The organism is Caballeronia fortuita (genome assembly GCF_001544835.2).
GTDB classification, from domain to species: domain Bacteria; phylum Pseudomonadota; class Gammaproteobacteria; order Burkholderiales; family Burkholderiaceae; genus Caballeronia; species Caballeronia fortuita.
This window is the reverse complement of the sequence record NZ_FCNX02000001.1, coordinates 259,383-277,178: the sequence shown is the minus strand read 5'-3', so window position 1 is coordinate 277,178 and position 17,796 is coordinate 259,383. Positions and strand designations below refer to the sequence as shown.

Below are 17,796 nucleotides of genomic sequence, written 5' to 3'. Positions count from 1 at the left end.
CTTCCGCGACGTCACGCGCCCGCCGGCTTGCCAATCGCGCGCAGTTCCGCGCTGAGCTTGTCGCTTTCCTCCGGCCGTCCGTGGAACGCCGCAGGCGTGTTCTGGAACATTTCGATTCGATAGACGCCGTCGCAGAGCGACAGCACCATCGACTGTAGCGTGTTCAGACTCGGCTCGAGGGCGGTCGAGTCGCGCGGCCACATGCCGGCGACGGCGCGCAGCAGCAAGGTCTGCCCGTTCGCCATTCTCCTCACTTCGCGCACTTTCGCGACGAAACGCGGCGTCGGATGCTGGGCGAAGATCGGCTGAAGGTGCGCTTCGATGCAGGTTCGGCCGTCGATCGCGCTGCCATCGAAACCGATCAGGCTGCCGCGCTCGGTGAAGCGCGCCGCCATCGCGGCCGCGTCCTGCCGGTTCCAGTCGTCGAGCAAGCCGAAATACACGTGCCGCGCGTTCGCGGTCCAGTCGTCGGACGGAGTCATGCGGCCTTCTTCCACGCCGCCGCGAAGACGCCCGCGCCCATCAGCAGCGCGCCGCCCGTGCGGTTCACCGCGCGCTGGACGGACGGCTTGCGAATCGCCTTGCGCGCGCCGGACGCGAGCAGCGCGTACGCGAACGCGTTGGCCGCCGCCAGCCCGACGAACGTGGCTTCGAGAATCGCGATCTGCGACACGCTTGCCGTATGCGGATCGACGAACTGCGGCACGAACGCGACGAAGAAAATGATGCTCTTCGGATTCAGCGTCGTCACGGCGTACGCGTGCGCCATGATGCGGCTCGTGCGAAGTTCGCCCGTGGGCTGCACGGCGTCTGTATCGACGACGGGGGCGCGCCACAGCTTGATGCCCAGGTACACGAGATACGCCGCGCCGATCCACTTCACCACCATGAACATTTCCGCCGATGCCGCCAGCAGCACGCCGAGGCCGAGCATCGACGCGGTCATCGCGGTGAGGTCGCCCAGCGCGACGCCGATGGTCGTTGCGAACGCGTACTTGCGACCGTGCCCGAGCGCATAGGACACGACGAGCAGCACCGTCGGGCCGGGAATCGCAACGAGAATCGCCGACGCGATCGCGAACGGCAGCCATTGAGCGAGGTTCATGCTTGTTCTCCTGGGTTCTATCGGTGGATTTATCCATGAACGCCCATTGCTTGCAATAGGCCGTTCAGCCAGCTTGACGTCTGTGTTCGCCTTGCCTCGCACATGGTTAATGCGCCGCACCAAAGGCACGCGCGGGGCAAATTGCCTTGGAAGGATGCCAGGGCATGCAAGCTTTCATTTCCCTCAGCTATGCATTTTGGTGATTTTCGGTTCATTGATCATCCCTTTAGTTCACTGCGTCATTCTGCGGTATTGCGATCGCACACAACATATGCTTGCAAGTTGGTCTTAGTCATCTAGCATGAGTTTTGCGGTCATCCGCTTTTAAATACATAGCTAATCTCGAAACGATTTCGTTTGGAGGCTATTACATGAAGAAACGCGCCGGTGCTCTTTTCGCGATGATGGGTTTGTTCACAGTCGTTTCCGTAGCACAAGCTCAGGACAGCGTTATTCAGCCTCAACAGACCTTCACCTTTCGGCCGAATTCGTATGGCTGTTTGTCCAAGGACAAATTCGATTCTGCCGATCAGCACGCGAAAGCCGGCGAGCATCAGAAGATGCAGCAGTTCTTTGAGGGATTCGAATGCATATCGACTCCGGTCGATTCGCACTTTCGCGTGATTCGTGTCGTGGGCCACGACATCGAATTCGCGAATGCCTCCAATAGCGATACGCAAGGCATGTGGACCGCGGATCGATTCATCGATCAATAAGCGGTTTTCGAAGTGGGGTAAATCGGTAATTCGGCGCGATTTTGAATCGCGTCAATTCGCTTTTGCTCGCGTTTATCGGCGGCACGCTTCCCGCGCTCGCGGGGTATCGCGCGTGCCCGACGCCTTCCAAATTTCCGTGGATTCGCCGCACAATGTCGGTTTCGCGCGCGATCGATCGCGCCTTATCGACAAACCTTGCGCCGGCCGAAGAACCGGCGTCCGATGCTGAATGGCCCTCAAATCTACGATTTACAAGGCGGAGCTGCAGATCGCCGATATGGATCGCCACTACTACGGCGATCATTCCCTGACCATTGCGCGTCATCCGTCGGAGACTGACGAACGAATGATGGTGCGCATCGCCGCGTTCGGCCTCTTTGCCGACGAGCGCCTCGAGTTCTGCAAGGGTCTTTCCGATACCGACGAGCCCGATCTCTGGCAGAAGGATCTCACCGGGCAAATACAGACGTGGATTGAGGTCGGCCAGCCGGATGAACGACGCATCTCGAAGGCGAGCGGGCGTTCGGAGCGCGTGATCGTCGTCGCGTATGCGGGCAGGACCGCGGATATCTGGTGGAACGGCGTGAAGAGCAAGGTCGAGCGACTGCAGAACGTGACGGTCTGGTCGCTCGATGATGGCATCGCGGAAGCGCTCGGCAAGCTGGCCGAACGGACGATGCGCCTGCAGTTGATGGTGCAGGACGGCGATGCATCGCTTGGCAGCGAGAAGATGGATGCCGTGGCGATTCGCTGGAGCGTGTTGAAGGCTGCTTAGGGCTTGGGTTCGGGCGGGCCTTTGAGTTTGATCATGTTGTCTTCCGGATCGAAGAGATAAAGCGACGGGCCGAAGCCTTCGGCGCCGTAGCGGCGTGCTTCTTCGCCTATGCGCACGTTGTGCTTTTGCTGTGGGCGCGCAAGGCGTCTGCGTCGAAGGGCTCGACGCGCAGGCGAAGGTGATCCATGTTGCGCCTCGCGCCGGCTTGGCCGCTTTCCGGGCGATCGATCTTCGCGCCGACGGCCAGTAGATCGATCAGCGAGCGGCCAGCGTGCATCTGTACGAGACCGAGATCGCGTTGCTCTTTCTCGATAGGGCAACCGAGGACGGTGCGGTAGGAACTGACCATGGCGTCGAGATCGGCGCAGCGGAGCACGATGTGGTCTAGGTGTGGATCTGGAAGTGCATGGGGACTCACTGGGGTGTGAGGGGGAGTTTAGTGCGGGTGGCGGGAATGAAAAGGGCTCGGCGGTTACGCCGAGCCCTTTTGGATTCGTGGGAGCAGGAGGATCGAACTCCCGACCTTCGCATTGCGAATGTAAAAATCAGGCTATACGCATCGCGGTTTCTGGCGTTGCAAGGGAATATTTGCCACAATCTTGCCACACTAGCTTGAGCAAGCATCGAGAAAATGCCGACGATACGGAAGCGTGGACAATACCAATGGGAGGCGCAGGTACGCCGTCGCGGCTACCCGGCGCAAAGTAGGACATTCAATACCAAGGCGGAGGCGGAAGCTTGGGCCGGAATGATCGAGTCGGAAATGTCACGGGGAATATGGGTTAGCCGCAGCGAGGCCGAGACCACAACGGTCTACGAGGCGCTGATACGCTACGAGGGCGAAATCTCGTTCGCAAAAAAGGGCGTCGCACAGGAGTTGTCGGTTCTGAAGACCTGCAAGGCAGCAAATCTCGCACAGCGGCCCCTCGCAACGATTCGCAGCGCGGACATAGCAAAGCTCCGCGACGAATGGCTCAAGGACTACAAACCTGCGACGGTCTTACGCCGGCTCGCGGTTATGTCCCATGTGTTCAGCATCGCCCGCAAAGAATGGGGCATGGACAGCCTGTCAAATCCGGTTGAACTGATCCGCAAGCCGGTGCCGAACAATGCCCGCACCCGGCGCATTGCGATCAGCGACGTATTGGGGAGTGCCGTGGACGAAGAAGACTCCGAATCACAGCGCGGTACGCGCGACAGCGAGATCGAATGGATAGCCAAAGCTAGTAGGTCGACGCTGCTGCCATCAATCATCTGGCTGGCCGTTGAAACCGCAATGCGTCGGGGTGAGATCGTATCCCTGTCTTGGATAAACGTGGATCTAAGACGCCGCGTGGTACATCTGCCATCGACGAAAAACGGAGATGCTCGTGACGTGCCGCTATCTTCGCGCGCGGTTGCAGTGCTTCAGGCGATAAAGGACGGGCGAGATCGCGCAAAATGTGACACGAGCAAGAGTGGTGAGGACGCCGCCGACCGCGTGTTCGAAATCCGCAGTGACGCCGTTACGAGGGCGTTCGAACGCGCAGTCGCTCGCGCCCGGAAGCTTTATGTCGAACAGTCCGAAGCGGCCAAGCTAAGACCAGACGGCAAATTTCTCACAGACCTTCGCTTTCACGACCTGCGACATGAGGCAACCTCCCGGTTGGCGTCGATCTTTCCAATGCACGAACTGACGAAGATAACAGGCCATAAAGACCCACGCATGCTAATGCGTTACTACCACCCGCGAGCCGAAGATTTAGCAAAGAGGCTGGCATAAATCGAATATCAGCTTTTCAGGGCGGCGTGCATAGGAGATGCCCATGGACGCTCGCTCCGTCCAGCATCAAGAAAAGACAGCTCCGTATCCCGATGACCCGACTAGGTCAGACTTGACCTCCCACGCCCTTAAATTTCTCGACGAAAGCAGCAATCTTTTGGAAGACACTTTGCTTTTTCGTGAGGTATTGCGGGTTTAGCGGGCTCATCTTGGGCAAGATGGCGTTGAGCTCGGTGCCGTTCTCGCTGGCGAATTCGCGCTTCAGCGATGTACTAATGTACCTCCTGGTCGCTTCAGCATTCAGCGCCTCGTCCTTGATCAGTTCTTGCGCCTCGCGCTGCTGCTCTGTTTGGGCAAAGGTGAAGAACGCATCGATCACGCTGGCCTTATCGCCGATCTTGTCCAGGTCGGTCTCATTGATAAAGTCCACGAGCAGGCTCTCTTTTGCCCGGTTGCCAAGGCTCGCACGAATCACGCGGCGCACTTCATCAACAAGGTCCGACTTGCTCTTCACCTTTTTGTTGTGCTCGAAAATCAGTTCTAGGATGTAATCCAGGTTGATTTCCTGCGACTTCAGCAGGTCGACCTCAAAAACCACGTCATCCCAGTCAATGGTGGATTTTTCCTTCTCGGCCGAAGACTTTTCCCGACGCAGCCAGTCGCGCACGTCGTTGTACGTTGAACGGTAATCCTGGATTTTCCGTTCAGCGGGGAGCGTGATGGCTTGCAGTGCGGTCAGATCGTCGTCGTTCAGATAGTGCTTGGTCTTGAACGCCTCTACCGCCATCGGATCGGTCATATCGACACTTTGCAGTTCCTTCAAGCTAGCGAACTCGTCATAGTTCTGTAGCACGTTCTCTATACGCAAGTACTCGCCAAAAAGCTTTGCGAAAACCTTTTTGTCGGCTTCCTTTTCGATGGCGGCGGGATCAGGAAAGCGCGCCTCCAGCTCCTTCACCACGTCTACAAAGCCTCGTCGCGCTTCGCCAGTGGCCAGATCGGTGAAGCCTTCCATATACTCCTTGTAGCTCTTCTCCAAGACTACGTTCTTGGTATTCTTGTCGCCGAACAGGGTGATTGCGCTAATGGTCGCCTGCTCCAAGTCTCGGAACGTAACGATATTGCCGAAGGTTTTAGTCGCGTCAAAAATTCGGTTGGTTCGCGAGTAGGCTTGCATCAAACCGTGGTAGCGCAAATTCTTGTCGACAAACAAGGTGTTCAGCGTGGGAGCATCAAAGCCAGTCAGGAACATGCCCACCACAATCAGCAAATCGATTTCCTTGGCTTTGACTTGTTTGGCCAGATCGCGGTAATAGTTCTGGAAACCATTGTTGCTCAAGCTGAAGTTGGTCTTGAACAATGCGTTGTAGTCTGAAATCGCCGCGCTTAAAAACTCTTTGGCACTGCTGTTCATAGCAGAAAGGTCAAAGCTTTCGTCCTGAATGTCACCGATTGCATCCTGCTCCTCGTTTGCCGCAAACGAGAAGATGGTGGCGACTTTGAGCGGCCTGTCGCTGCGCTTTTGCAGCTCCCTGAAGGACTCGTAGTACTGTTTAGCCGCATCCACGCTGCTTACCGCGAACATGGCATTAAAACCTTTATTGCCCGGTTGCAGGCGGTGGGTCTTCTGCCGGAAGTTGTTTAGGATGTACTGAGTGATCTCGCGGATGCGGTCGGGGTGCAACAAGGCCTGTTTGTTTTCTGCGGCGCTAAGCTTCTTCTCGTCTTTTTCTGTTTCAACGGCTTTGAATTTGGGACGGACATCGTTGTAGTCGACCTTGAACTTCAACACCTTCTCATCGCGAATCGCGTCGGTGATCACATACGAATGCAATTCGCGACCAAACACGCTAGCGGTGGTTTCAGCGCCCAGCGCGTTCTCGGGAAAGATTGGCGTGCCGGTAAAGCCAAACTGATAGAACTTCTTGAACTTCTTCTTGAGGTTCTTCTGTGCTTCACCGAACTGACTGCGATGGCACTCATCAAAAATGAAGACCACCTGCTTGCCGTAGATAGGCAAGTCAGCTTCACTCTTCATCAGATTGTTGAGCTTTTGGATGGTGGTCACGACGATCTTGTTATCGTCCTTGCCCAAATTACGCTTTAGTCCGGCAGTGCTGTCCGACCCGTTCACGCTGTCCGGTGAAAAGCGTTGATATTCCTTCATGGTCTGGTAGTCCAGATCCTTGCGGTCCACTACGAAAAACACTTTTTCAATGACGTCCAACTCAGTGGCGAGACGCGCTGCCTTGAAACTGGTCAGGGTTTTGCCCGAGCCGGTGGTGTGCCAGATGAAGCCGCCACTTTCCGTGTTGCTCCAGTTTTGGGCATGGTAAGCGCTGTTGATCTTCCACAAGATGCGTTCGGTGGCTGCAATTTGGTAGGGGCGCATCACCAGCAAGGTGTTGCTGACGTCAAAAACCGAGTAATGCAGCAACACATTGAGCAGGGTGTGCTTCTGGAAGAAAGTGGCGGTAAAGTCTTTCAGGTCCTTGATCAGGCTGTTGTCGGCCTTCGCCCAGTTCATGGTGAAGTCGAAGCTATTCTTGTTGCGCTGCGTAGTGTTTGCGAAGTAACGACTATCGGTGCCGTTGGAAATCACGAACAGCTGCAGATACTTGAACAGCGAGTGGTCGCTGTTGAAACTCTCTTTGCTGTAGCGATGCACCTGATTAAAAGCTTCGCGAATGGCCACGCCGCGCTTCTTCAGCTCCACCTGCACGAGCGGCAGACCATTGACCAGAATCGTCACGTCGTAGCGACTGGCATGCGTGCCAGCCTGCTCGAACTGCTTAATCACCTGTACCTTATTACGAGCAATGTTCTTCTTGTCCAGCAGGTAGAGGTTCTGAATATGGCCGTCGTCGAAGACAAAATCGTGGATATAGTCGTCGTGGATCTTGCGGGTTTTTTCAACAACGCCATCGCTGGGCTTCATCAACCAAGTTTCGACAAAGCGCAGCCATTCGCCGTTTGACAACAGCACATTGTTGAGCGTTTGTAGCTGCACGCGCACATTGGCGAGCAAGGCTTCGGGCGTGTTCAGGTTGGGCAGGAACTCATAGCCCTGATTGACCAAGTCCTGAATGAACTCTCGCTCCAGATCACCTTCGCTTTGGTAGCTCTCAGCAACCTTCCACTCATTGCTGTACTTTTCCAGCACGATGAAGTTGCTCGTTTCAGCAATGGGCTTGCTGTAATCAATCATTTTATTTCTCCTGCCGCCAATATCCATAGTTGCTCGTCAAGTGTTCAAGCAACAACTTAACAATCGCCCTCTCCTCCTGAGTTGGCTCTGCAACAGTTTCACTCGATAGCGTGCTGTGGCTTGTGAAGTTGATAATTCTGCTTAGATATAGCTGTTTGTCATCTGGCAGCAGCTCTGACCATTTGTGATACCCCAAGAAACTTGCCGTTTTTTCGTAAAGATTACGCAACAAGGTAAAGTGATATTTCTCTACCGTGTTGTCACTGATCGCCTGCTCGATAGTTTTCTTTAGATGCAGGTGATAGGAGAAGCTCTTGTTGGAATCACCATGCTTTTCAATAAGCGCAAACGTTCCATCTTGTGAGCGCTCAAGCATGTAGCAGGCTTTTCCGTTCAGCTCATTAAAAAACACATTATAAAATAGCGGACTATGCGTCGTAACGACGAACTTCAGGTCGGATTCACTGCTTTTAATCAAACTCGCCAGATTGACCGCTAGCTCTATTAAGTGGTTTTCATCGAGAGAACTGACAGGGTCGTCAATAAATACATACTCGAGCAGGTCGAACGCGCTGACTTCTCGATCGCCCGGCTCGGCTACATTGCGAATCGTTATAATCTGATCCAGCAAAGTGTAAAAAACGCTCCAAATAAAGCTGCTTTCCTCACCTTTGGATAGCTTGATATGGCCAGACTTCTCGTTGTTGCCGCGTTCCAGCGAAAAGGTGACTTCGGTTAAATCCGCGCTGAAGTGTGGTGTTGATTTGTCATTCGCATAGCGCTGAAAATACCGAGCAATATTCCCGTCTTGACCCAGGTCTTTGAGCAATGTAAGTATCCAGCTTGTGTACGAATTGGGCTGAATTTTCAACTTTGGCTCAACATCGCCCGCTAGATCATTGTCCCAGTAAAACAGGTCTTCGGTGAATGCATTGTAATATACAATTTTATTGCGCGACAATCCGGGCTGACCGGCTTCGTCATCACCTTTTGGCGCAATCAGCTGCTTGAACTCCCGCGAAAGGCGCGTCTTGCCTGTACCGTTAAATGCATAGATCAGCTGCACTTTCGGAACCGGCTTAGCTTCCTCAATTTCGTTGTTTTTTTCAGAGACAATCTTCCTGACTGTCTTGGGCGTCCTCAGTTGCTGAGCTATTTCCGCTAGTGTCTTGCTCATGTCAGGCCGCCACGTCTTCCGGCCTCGAGAAGCCCAATAGCAAATCACGGTAATACTCGTACTGCTTCCGACGAAAGGCAATTTCCCGAGGCAGGCCTTCGCTGATGGAATTAGTTAGGGCGTCGAATTTATCAAGAAGGGCTACAATCCGCTCTTGTTCTTTGAGTGGAGGAACGGGTATTTGCAATTTGACGAGGTCAGACTTATTAACGGCAGGCACCCCACCTTCCTTCTTTAAACTCAACAACATTTCGCTTTTTGATTGAAGGAAGTAAAAAAGGTACTTATTGATCAACACCGTCTTATCGATTGATTGCAACTTGTAGCACAAAGGACCCAACCAAAATGGTTTATTTTGGTATCCCACGTAACCGATCCCCCCTTGCCCTCGCGAAGGAGTAGTAGTGGTGTCACCTTCGCAATTGCTTGCAGCGCTGTATCCCGATCTGGATGTTCCCGCATTGATGTAGTCGAAACAGGTCGCGCTTTCGAAAATTTCACGCGGCTTTTGCCCAGTGTTTATTTCAGCCAGCTCGCCGAGGGCCTTCCACTCCACGTCGCCCTCGTCAAAACTCAACAGCTGATCGCGATAGTACTTATATTGTTTTTTTCGGCCGACGAGCTCAGCGGCAAGGGCAGCGGTAAGCGCTGTGGCATTGGAAGTATATGCATCCAAGATTCGAACAATTTCAGCCTGAATTTCAAGCGATTTTTCTGCGTTTTCCGGACACGGGACGGGGATTTTGAATTCTTTTACCTTCGCGTCCGATATTGCAGGATATGCCGATCCGCTTTGATTTTCCTCGACATATACCTTGAAGTCAGCGGAGGCTACCCAATGCAGAATCCATTTAGGCAACACCTCATTCTTATTGGCGCGCAAAACACAGTATCCAGTACTTGCAATCTCGTCAGAGTACTGGTCATCAATCAAGCAATAACGCTGTTGGGCAGGACGAGTTGTTGCGAAAATCACATCATCCTTTTCAACAAGTTTTTGCGCGCGGCTTGGTGCATTACCGTTTGTGATCTCGGTCGTTTCAGTAATTGTTTTTGTTTCGATGCTTACAGAGGTAAGGTCAATATAGCGATAAGTGCGGCTCGCATCTCGCCACCTAATATTGCTTGTAGGCAGAGTCACTTCCCCCAGCGCCTTCCATTCCACTGCAACGCCATCCAGCAGCCTGTCCAAAAAGCTCACGCTGCTCATGCCTCCAACTCCTCGCCTTCGATCTCCGCCACAATGGCATCAATCTCTTTGCGCAGGTTGTCGATGTTAGCCACGGCGGTTTTCAGCTCCGTATTGAGCTGGGCAATGTCCACCATCTCACGGTTGTCCTTGGCTTCCACGTAACTGCTAACCGACAGGTTATAGTCCTTGCCAGCCACCTTCTCGAACGACACCGACTGGGCGAAGTGATCCACATTCGCCTTACTGTCGAATACTTGCATGATTCGTTCGATGTGCGCATCCGTTAGCAGATTATTATTGATCTCCTTCTTGAACAGCGCGCTGGCGTCGATGAATTGGGTTGTGGTGTCAGGCTTGTGCTTCGACAGAACCAGAATATTCACGGCGATGTTGGTGCCATAGAACAGGTTGGGTGCAAGCGAGATCACAGTCTCCACGTAGTTGTTATCCACCAGGTATTGGCGGATTTTTTGCTCGACGCCGCCCCGGTAGAAGATACCAGGGAAGCAGACGATCGCGGCGCGGCCTTTGCCGGAAAGATAGCTGAGCGCGTGCAGCACAAAGGCGAAGTCAGCTTTGGATTTGGGAGCGAGCACGCCTGCTGGGGCAAAGCGTTCGTCGTTGATAAGAGTGGGATCATCGCTCCCAACCCACTTCACCGAATACGGCGGATTGGAGACGATGGCGTCAAAGGGTTTGTCGTCGCCAAAGTGCGGGGCCTCCAGCGTGTTTCCCAGCTGAAAGTTGAACTTGTCATAATTGACATTGTGCAAGAACATGTTCATCCGCGCCAGGTTGTAGGTGGTGTGGTTGATTTCTTGCCCAAAAAAACCGTCTTCGATGATGTGTTCATCGAACTGCTTTTTGGCTTGCAGCAACAAGGAGCCGGAGCCGCAAGCAGGGTCGTAAATCTTGTTGATGCTGGTCTGCTTGTGCATGGCGAGCTGCGCAATTAGCTTGGAGACCTGCTGCGGGGTGAAAAACTCGCCGCCAGACTTGCCGGCGTTGGCGGCGTAGTTGGAGATGAGGAACTCGTAGGCATCGCCAAACAGGTCAATGTGGCTGCTACCAAAGTCACCGAAATCCAACTCGGCCACGCCTTTGAGCACGGCGGCCAACCGCGCGTTTTTGTCTTTGACGGTGTTGCCCAGACGGTTGCTGGTGGTGTCGAAGTCGGCAAACAGGCCGCTAATGTCTTGTTCTGACGGATAGCCGTTGGCGGAAGCTTCAATGGCGGCAAAGATGGCAGCCAGGTCCGTGTTCAGGCTTTCGTTGATGTTGGCGCTTGCGGCGACTTTGGCAAACAGCTGGCTCGGGTAGATGAAATAGCCCTTGGTCTTAATAGCGTCATCTTTGATTTCCGGCGTGATGACATTGTCACTCAACTCGGCATAGTGGACGCTGTCGTCACCGCCTTCGATGTAGTTGGCAAAGTTTTCGCTGATGAAACGATAGAACAGGGTACCGAGCACGTATTGCTTAAAGTCCCAACCGTCGACGGCGCCGCGCACGTCATTGGCTATCTGCCAGATCTGGCGTTGCAGGGCGGCACGTTGCTGGGCGCTAGTCATAGGGTTGTTCCTGTTTCAATAAGGTTGTTTTTTCTTCGGCTTGATCACCCCGACATGCTTGTAAAGCGTCGTGCGGGATACTCCGTAGCGCCGCGCCACATCCGAGACCTGGATATCCGGGTCGTGAAGAAGCGCTTTGATCTCGCGCAGCTGCTTGTCTCCCAGTTTCGGCTTACGGCCGCCCGAGCGGCCCCTCGCACGCGCTGCTGCCAGCCCGGCGTAGGTTCGCTCGCGGATCAGGCTGCGCTCGAATTCAGCCAAAGCAGCGAAGACGTGGAAGACGAGCTTGCCCGCCGCGCTGTTCGTTTCAATTTTCTCGGTCAAGCTCTCGAAGCTGATCCCGCTGCGCTCCAAGTCGGCCACGATTTGCACGAGGTCAGGCAGGCTGCGGCCCAAGCGATCCAGCCGCCATACCACCAGCGTATCGCCACTGCGCAGGGCCTTTCGGCAGTGCTCCAATTCCAAGCGCGCAACGTTCTTGCCGCTCGCCGCTTCCTCATAAATGACACCGCAACCGGCCTGCTGGAGCGCATCGCGCTGCAGGTCTAAGTGCTGGTCATCCGTGGATACTCGCGCGTAGCCGATCCGCTGATTCATTGACACAACCGGGACGTTGAAAACTTGACGAGAATGTTAACCGGACAATTGGACTTACGATAGCTTGAAATGGGACTTTTTGACGTGTCTAGGAAACGACCGTTTGCGTGACACGCCGTAAGATCGTAGCTAGCTGGGTCGCGCCCGGGCGACACTTGGGAATCAGTTCAGGGGCTAGGTCATGCATTCGTGATTGAGCACGTAGGTAAAATCTTCTAGCGTAAGTCGCCCGCGATATCCTATGCCTCCCCTCGACCAGATCCTCAGACATGACTACGCTCTTGACCAATGAACGGCTGCTGGACATATGGACAAACGAATTCAGGACCTATCTGAAGCAGCCGGGAATAGAGCGTTGGCGCGATCGTTACATCGAGCAGGTGCGCGTGGTCAACGACACGCCTCATGACGAGTGGATGAAACCGGACTTCCAGACAAGGCTCTGGAAAGACAACCCCGTGGCAAATATCGGACCGGGCAATTCGGTCACGGTAACGGGCGCGCTCACCGATTTGGAACTTGCGTCTTGGCTCTTCGAAGCGCGCGAAGCCAAGCGCGATGACGAGGCCTCAGTGCGCGGCGCGCGGATAGACGCGCTCTACACGAGGGTGTTGCAACGCGTCGCAGAGAAGCAGCACGCCAAGAAACAGCCTAAAGCGCGTCTGATCCGCCTGCTTGCTTCGCTGTTCCCACACGATATGGCGTGCTTGATGGACGCGAACCGCCTCTGGCAGGTCCACCGGCTACTGGGACAGCACCGTGTGTCGAACCAGTTCATCGCGCATCATGCATTGCTGCGGCAGCATCTGCGCAGTGTGCTGGGACCGGACGACACCATCGAGCGCGCCGTCGAACAGTCGATGCTGACGTGGTATCTCTGGGACACCTATGTGAAGGCTCCCGACCAAGGAGCGATCGAATCGCCGAAGGCCGTGGAAGCTGAAGCGCTCCCGGAAATCCCGCTGCTTCCGGTGGATTCGCAGCGGCGCGGCCTGCCGTGCGTGAGTGCTAACGTCGCGTTGCTGGTCGCGATCGCGCGCGAAACCGAGCATGGTCTGAGCCGGGAAGATCTGATCACCACCATCGTGCAAGAGGCGCCCCAGTTGAGTAGCAGTACGGCGGCGATAATCATCTCGCAAGCACTGGGTGGGCTTGGTCTCATCACGCTGGCGGACGGTGGATATCGCCCCACAACGCGCGGGCTAGATCTGCTAAATGCTCCCGATCCACGTGAAGTCCTGCGTGGCCCGTTGGTCGGCCGGGTGTTCGGCGTGGGGCATCTTCTGCTCTGGCTCGAAAAGGCGGAGGAGGGACTGGCGTTTGCGGAACTCTCAGCGAGGCTCAAGGCGCTCGTTCCTACCTGGAATTCGTCGCAGCCAGGCAATTACACAATCATGTGGGCGAAGATGGTCGAACTGATCCGCCCCGTCACGATGAACGGCGTGACGAGACTCGTCCTCACCGACCACGGCGAAGAATACGCCGAAGCATTACCCAACGAGTTTGAGCAGCGCTGGAAGATTCGCGATGACGAAGCAGCCGACGCTGTCAAGGAGATTGGCGCCGCCCTCCCTGCCGCCGGCGGCGAAGCGGACGCGAACGCGAACGGCCCATACAGCATACAGAGCATCATCAACGAGGGCTGCTTCGTCGAGAGGCAGGACCTCGACACCATGCTCACGTTGCTCGACAGCAAGCGAAACATCATTCTGCAAGGGCCGCCCGGGACGGGCAAAACTTGGCTAGCCAAGCGTTTGGGTTATGCGCTGCTCGGACGAAAGGACGCGAGCCGGCTCGTGTCTCTGCAGTTCCAGCCGTCGCTCTCCTATGAGGACTTCGTGCGCGGCTGGCGGCCCGGCGCGGACGGCTGGCTGGACCTGATCGACGGCGTTTTCATGGAGGCGATCGAGGAGGCGCGAAGCGACCAGTCTCGTCCCTATGTCGTAGTGATAGAGGAAATCAACCGCGGCAACCCTGCTCAAGTGTTCGGCGAGATGCTGACGCTCCTCGAACGTGACAAGCGCAAGGAAGAGGAAGCGCTGCGTCCCGCTTACGTGCGCGCACCCGACGAGCGTATTTTTATTCCCGAAAATCTCTACGTGATCGGCACGATGAACGTTGCAGATCGCTCTCTCGCGCTCATCGATCTGGCCTTGCGTCGCCGCTTTGCGTATTTCCCGCTCAAGCCCGAGGTCGGCGACAGATGGCGCGACTGGTGTATGAAAGAGAATGGCTTTTCCAAAACCGAGGCCGACGATATCGCCGAGCGCATGCGCCAGTTGAACAAGCGCATCGCTGATGACGAATCATTGAACGAGCAGTTCTGCATCGGTCACAGTTTCGTCACGCCTGCGCAGGGCGAGAAAATCGACAACGTGCGCGCCTGGTTTGCCCGCGTCGTGGAAAGCGAAATTAAACCACTGCTGCGTGAGTACTGGTTCGACAATCAGGCGACGGCCGAGGACGCGTGCAAGAAGCTCCTCGCCAATCTCGAGCCATTTTCAGGCGCGTAGCAGTGTCGAAGCCGATCCCGATCAAAAACCTCTGGTTTTTGTTGTCCTATGCGCATGGCCTCGCCAGTTTCTTCGACAAGCAGCCGGTGGAAATAGGCGAACACGATGATGTGCCGGAACTGCTCGCCCGTCTCCTCGCGGCGATGGTCGAGCGCCGCATCAGGCGCAATCTGACCCGCGCCTATCTGCCGCGGGAAGCGCGACTGACGCGCGTGCGCGGACGCATCGATCTATTGGCGACGTTGTCCGCCGGCGAATTGCGGCAGGGGCGCGTCATCTGCCGTTTCGAGGAGCTCAGCGCGGACACGCCGCGCAACCAGCTTTTCCGCTTCGCCTTGGCGCGGTTGGCTTCGCTCGTCCGCGACAAGCCGCTCGCCCATCGCTGCCGCCTCCTCGGCTCCGAACTCGCGCGATTCGGCGTGTCGTTTCGAAGGCCGGAGCGATCGGAAATGACCCGCGAGCAGACCGGCAGAAACGACGCCGACGATGCGGCGCTCATCGTCGTGGCGAATCTCGCGCTCGATCCGCGGCTGCCGACCGAAGACGCAGGCGATGTTCGCCTCGCCCGCCTCAAAAGAGACGAACGGATGCTGCGCGAAATCTTCGAAAAGGCTGTCGCGGGCTTCTACAAGCAGGAACTCCCGAGACAGGAATGGAACGTCCGGTCTCAGAAGGCGCTTGATTGGCCGATTGAAGCGCCCACTGCGGGATTGACGAAATGGCTTCCGTCGATGTACGCCGACATCGTGATCGACAGCCGGGTTGCTCCCAGACGCATCATAGTCGATACGAAGTTCACGGACATTTTCACTACAAACCAATACGGCCAAGCCAGGTTCAAGAGCGATTACATCTATCAGATCTTCACATACCTGCGATCGCAGGCCGACCGAGGCGACGCCTATGCGAACAGCGCGGAGGGCCTCTTGCTGCATCCTGCCATCGGCGTGCACGTGGACGAATCCTTCACCGTGCGAGGTCACCGACTGCGCTTTGCAACGGTCGATCTCGCCGATGACAATGCTGGAATTCGCGCGGCACTGAAGTCGCTGGTTACCGGACCCTAGCGAAGAGCGAAGTCAGTTTCCGCGTTCGGCGGATATGAAGCAGAGCGTGCGATCTGGTAGCTTGGCTGGTACGCCCTTGTCTATTGCACCGGCAGCCGACTTCACCCTAGGTAGGTACTGCGCGTTGCGCGACCGGCTCTCGCGTGAAGTTAGACGTACCGAATGAGCTCGGCGGCGAACGACGACTATCGGTCGTGCGAGAGCCGTTAGTTTGACGGTGTACCGAACGGCCGAGTCACGCCCTGAGTCTATCCGTCAAGGTTTTTGAGCGGTAAGTTGCGGCTCGCCCCGCTCGGCCCGCACGAGCCAAGCGGCGAGACAATCTTGTCCGTTATCCAGGGCAGATGAGCCTACATCCCGCCTTTGCCGTGCGCCCGGTTGGCGAGTTGCCCACCGTCGGCCAGCGTCATGGTCATAACAGGCGGCCCGCCAGCCGGCCTGACTTCATCCTATTGCTCTTGGGGGAGGCGTTCGGCGTTATTTCAACTCGATCCGTTGAGCGGGTATCGCGTTTAAGATCCAACATTCTTGGTGAACATAAAGCAGCGCCAATTGCGATTGGTAGTTTGTGTAGGCCGCTTCCATCGCCACCTGCGTTGACAAATCCGGATTTTTGTTATACGCGGCTCTCGCGACAATCCATTTTTTTCTTGAAGATCGACCGAATTCGCCAAGACATTAGCCTTCACGTTTTTACTTACAAAATTGGACTGGACACCCGCGTATTTGTAAGAGTCAATGATCGTCAAGCGACCATCACCATCCACATTAACTGGATTGGAGAACCACTTAAATGCGTGAAGTAAAAAGAGATTAGCAGCCCACGGGACAGTGGCTCCCGACATGAAAGTTTCTTGAGTCGAGCAACTCAGACTTTCGTGTAAGTTAGTCGCGCCAATAAAAATGACATCCGGATCACTTACGCCTTTCGGATCCGTCTTCTTGCCAGCACCGATGTAATTGAAATTTCCGGCGAAGCATTGCCCCAGATAGACTATCGCCCGTTCGAGCGTGGGCGAGGACTTAATACAATTGAGCAGCTTATGCGGGGTGATCGGAACAGCACCGTCAATGCCGAGCAGCCCACCATGTCCGGTAACAAACATAACCAAGTTCTCATGCGTGTTCACGGCCTGATCCGCGAAGAAGTCATTCGACTCTTTTATCGTGAGCGCGGAATTGCTGCCATACTTCAATATGTTTTCTATGTTCGATCGGTCTTTTCCGTCGACGTAGATATAAATATGAGAAATGGGTATCCCTCCCGCCTCTAGACAAAGAAGGCCGAACGCCAAATGCGCGGGCCACGTTAACGAGTCGAACTGGCCTCCTCCGTGAGGTATCTGGCCGCCGTGGGATGCAACTCCGGTTCATAGCCCGCTTGCAACACCGCAACGATAGAGGGCGGGGTGAGAACTTGTACCTCGATGCCCTTTGGCCGAGCGACCTCTGCAAGGTAACCCTCAAACGACCATTCGAGCAGCTTGGCACCCCAGATCACATACCAGTTTCCTCCAAACTCTACGCAGCTACCGTTGGGAAGCGCTTCAACCGCGGCATAGTGCGTATTTTGCGGATCGTTGCCGCTGCGGCGTTCTGCATGCAGGGCGTTATCCATCATGTCGCGGTTGAATTTTTCTACCTGGAAGGTCGAGGCCCAAAGCCGGGTGAAGGTCCGATATTGCGGCTTCCGACAATCCCAGCAAGGCCGGTGACCGGCAGCGAGGGCAGTCGCCTCATCCAGAAAGAAAAGCTCGGTGTAGCTATCATCGGACATCAAGGCGCGACGAACGCCCTTAAATTCGAGCGCGCAGGTCACCCAGTGTTTGTGCTGGCTGGAGCGGACGATCTGCTTGGCTTCATTGTGAAGGCGGCCCCGATTGCCCATGAACAGGCCGCGGCTCTGGGAAAAGACGATCTCCCCGGTGGGTGTGACTCGATTTTGTAGTGGCATGGTTTTTTTGAAGTCGGGACAGCCTGCTTCGCAAGCGGGCTGAATGCGCCCAGTGTACATCTGAGAAAAGACATTATCGTATATAGGCGCACCGCTCATCGAGCATTCGGCGTGTGCGCACGGCGTGCGCACAATACCCCGGTCTCGAAACAGAGAACT

The 17,796-nt window shown here is 55.5% G+C and carries 14 protein-coding genes and 1 pseudogene; 5 read left to right on the top strand and 10 right to left on the bottom strand.

The features are described 5' to 3' along the window. Positions 1-11 precede the first annotated feature (11 nt). The gene (locus tag AWB77_RS01325; RefSeq protein WP_061132586.1) at positions 12-482 is read right to left on the bottom strand and encodes an SgcJ/EcaC family oxidoreductase; all 471 of its coding nucleotides are present in this window, start codon (positions 480-482) and stop codon (positions 12-14) included. Further along, positions 479-1,105, bottom strand: a complete 627-nt coding sequence (locus AWB77_RS01320) for a LysE family translocator (protein ID WP_061132585.1) — start codon at positions 1,103-1,105, stop codon at positions 479-481. The genes AWB77_RS01325 and AWB77_RS01320 overlap by 4 nt, the downstream gene beginning before the upstream one ends. Positions 1,106-1,476: 371 nt before the next feature. On the opposite strand from AWB77_RS01320, the gene sap1 reads away from it, so the two are divergent. Beyond that, on the top strand, positions 1,477-1,821 hold the full coding sequence (gene sap1, locus AWB77_RS01315) for a surface attachment protein Sap1 (protein WP_061132584.1): 345 nt from the start codon (positions 1,477-1,479) through the stop codon (positions 1,819-1,821). 229 nt (positions 1,822-2,050) lie between these two features. After that, positions 2,051-2,596 (top strand): YaeQ family protein, encoded by a 546-nt coding sequence (locus tag AWB77_RS01310; RefSeq protein ID WP_061132583.1) that lies wholly within the window; start codon positions 2,051-2,053, stop codon positions 2,594-2,596. On the opposite strand, the pseudogene AWB77_RS01305 reads toward AWB77_RS01310, so the two are convergent. After that, positions 2,593-3,004 (bottom strand): annotated as a pseudogene (locus AWB77_RS01305) (VOC family protein). The gene AWB77_RS01310 and the pseudogene AWB77_RS01305 sit on opposite strands and share 4 nt — an antisense overlap. Before the next feature lie 223 nt (positions 3,005-3,227). Between AWB77_RS01305 and AWB77_RS01300 the strand changes: the two are divergent. Continuing rightward, complete coding sequence (locus tag AWB77_RS01300; protein ID WP_061132582.1) at positions 3,228-4,358, top strand: integrase; 1,131 nt, start codon at positions 3,228-3,230, stop codon at positions 4,356-4,358. A gap of 106 nt (positions 4,359-4,464) precedes the next feature. On the opposite strand, the gene AWB77_RS01295 is transcribed toward AWB77_RS01300, so the two are convergent. The 5 genes from AWB77_RS01295 to AWB77_RS01275 are packed head-to-tail and all read right to left on the bottom strand — an operon-like array spanning position 4,465 to position 12,103. Beyond that, entirely contained in the window at positions 4,465-7,566 is a 3,102-nt protein-coding gene (locus AWB77_RS01295; protein WP_061132581.1) for a type I restriction endonuclease subunit R, read from the bottom strand. A gap of 1 nt (position 7,567) precedes the next feature. Continuing rightward, a complete protein-coding gene (locus AWB77_RS01290; RefSeq protein WP_061132580.1) occupies positions 7,568-8,743 on the bottom strand; it encodes an AAA family ATPase in 1,176 nt (391 codons plus the stop codon). 1 nt (position 8,744) lies between these two features. Further along, positions 8,745-9,953: a restriction endonuclease subunit S gene (locus AWB77_RS01285; RefSeq protein WP_061132579.1), complete on the bottom strand. Its 1,209-nt coding sequence runs from the start codon at positions 9,951-9,953 to the stop codon at positions 8,745-8,747. Then, complete coding sequence (locus AWB77_RS01280; RefSeq protein WP_061132578.1) at positions 9,950-11,506, bottom strand: type I restriction-modification system subunit M; 1,557 nt, start codon at positions 11,504-11,506, stop codon at positions 9,950-9,952. The genes AWB77_RS01285 and AWB77_RS01280 overlap by 4 nt, the downstream gene beginning before the upstream one ends. A 15-nt stretch (positions 11,507-11,521) precedes the next feature. Then, entirely contained in the window at positions 11,522-12,103 is a 582-nt protein-coding gene (locus AWB77_RS01275) for a recombinase family protein (RefSeq protein ID WP_061132577.1), read from the bottom strand. Positions 12,104-12,372: 269 nt separating this feature from the next. Between AWB77_RS01275 and AWB77_RS01270 the strand changes: the two genes are divergently transcribed. Together AWB77_RS01270 and mcrC are read left to right on the top strand one after the other, a co-directional pair. Next, a complete protein-coding gene (locus AWB77_RS01270) occupies positions 12,373-14,616 on the top strand; it encodes an McrB family protein (protein WP_061132576.1) in 2,244 nt (747 codons plus the stop codon). Between the two features lie 2 nt (positions 14,617-14,618). Then, the gene (gene mcrC, locus AWB77_RS01265) at positions 14,619-15,683 is read left to right on the top strand and encodes a 5-methylcytosine-specific restriction endonuclease system specificity protein McrC (protein ID WP_061132575.1); all 1,065 of its coding nucleotides are present in this window, start codon (positions 14,619-14,621) and stop codon (positions 15,681-15,683) included. Positions 15,684-16,195: 512 nt separating this feature from the next. Here the strand turns inward: mcrC and AWB77_RS34955 are convergent. Both AWB77_RS34955 and AWB77_RS01255 read right to left on the bottom strand, forming a co-directional pair. Then, the gene (locus AWB77_RS34955; RefSeq protein ID WP_208601480.1) at positions 16,196-16,879 is read right to left on the bottom strand and encodes a hypothetical protein; all 684 of its coding nucleotides are present in this window, start codon (positions 16,877-16,879) and stop codon (positions 16,196-16,198) included. A gap of 113 nt (positions 16,880-16,992) precedes the next feature. Continuing rightward, positions 16,993-17,736 carry a hypothetical protein gene (locus AWB77_RS01255; RefSeq protein ID WP_157694717.1) on the bottom strand — a complete coding sequence of 248 codons (744 nt, stop codon included), beginning with the start codon at positions 17,734-17,736 and terminating at the stop codon, positions 16,993-16,995. Positions 17,737-17,796 lie beyond the last annotated feature (60 nt).

Excerpts from the sequence above, each read along its gene's own strand:
- AWB77_RS01325 (WP_061132586.1), bottom strand. The coding sequence starts at position 482 with ATGACTCCGTCCGACGACTGGACCGCGAACGCGCGGCACGTGTATTTC.
- AWB77_RS01320 (WP_061132585.1), bottom strand. The coding sequence starts at position 1,105 with ATGAACCTCGCTCAATGGCTGCCGTTCGCGATCGCGTCGGCGATTCTC.
- sap1 (WP_061132584.1), top strand. The coding sequence starts at position 1,477 with ATGAAGAAACGCGCCGGTGCTCTTTTCGCGATGATGGGTTTGTTCACA.
- AWB77_RS01310 (WP_061132583.1), top strand. The coding sequence starts at position 2,051 with ATGGCCCTCAAATCTACGATTTACAAGGCGGAGCTGCAGATCGCCGAT.
- AWB77_RS01300 (WP_061132582.1), top strand. The coding sequence starts at position 3,228 with ATGCCGACGATACGGAAGCGTGGACAATACCAATGGGAGGCGCAGGTA.
- AWB77_RS01295 (WP_061132581.1), bottom strand. The coding sequence starts at position 7,566 with ATGATTGATTACAGCAAGCCCATTGCTGAAACGAGCAACTTCATCGTG.
- AWB77_RS01290 (WP_061132580.1), bottom strand. The coding sequence starts at position 8,743 with ATGAGCAAGACACTAGCGGAAATAGCTCAGCAACTGAGGACGCCCAAG.
- AWB77_RS01285 (WP_061132579.1), bottom strand. The coding sequence starts at position 9,953 with ATGAGCAGCGTGAGCTTTTTGGACAGGCTGCTGGATGGCGTTGCAGTG.
- AWB77_RS01280 (WP_061132578.1), bottom strand. The coding sequence starts at position 11,506 with ATGACTAGCGCCCAGCAACGTGCCGCCCTGCAACGCCAGATCTGGCAG.
- AWB77_RS01275 (WP_061132577.1), bottom strand. The coding sequence starts at position 12,103 with ATGAATCAGCGGATCGGCTACGCGCGAGTATCCACGGATGACCAGCAC.
- AWB77_RS01270 (WP_061132576.1), top strand. The coding sequence starts at position 12,373 with ATGACTACGCTCTTGACCAATGAACGGCTGCTGGACATATGGACAAAC.
- AWB77_RS01255 (WP_157694717.1), bottom strand. The coding sequence starts at position 17,736 with ATGAGCGGTGCGCCTATATACGATAATGTCTTTTCTCAGATGTACACT.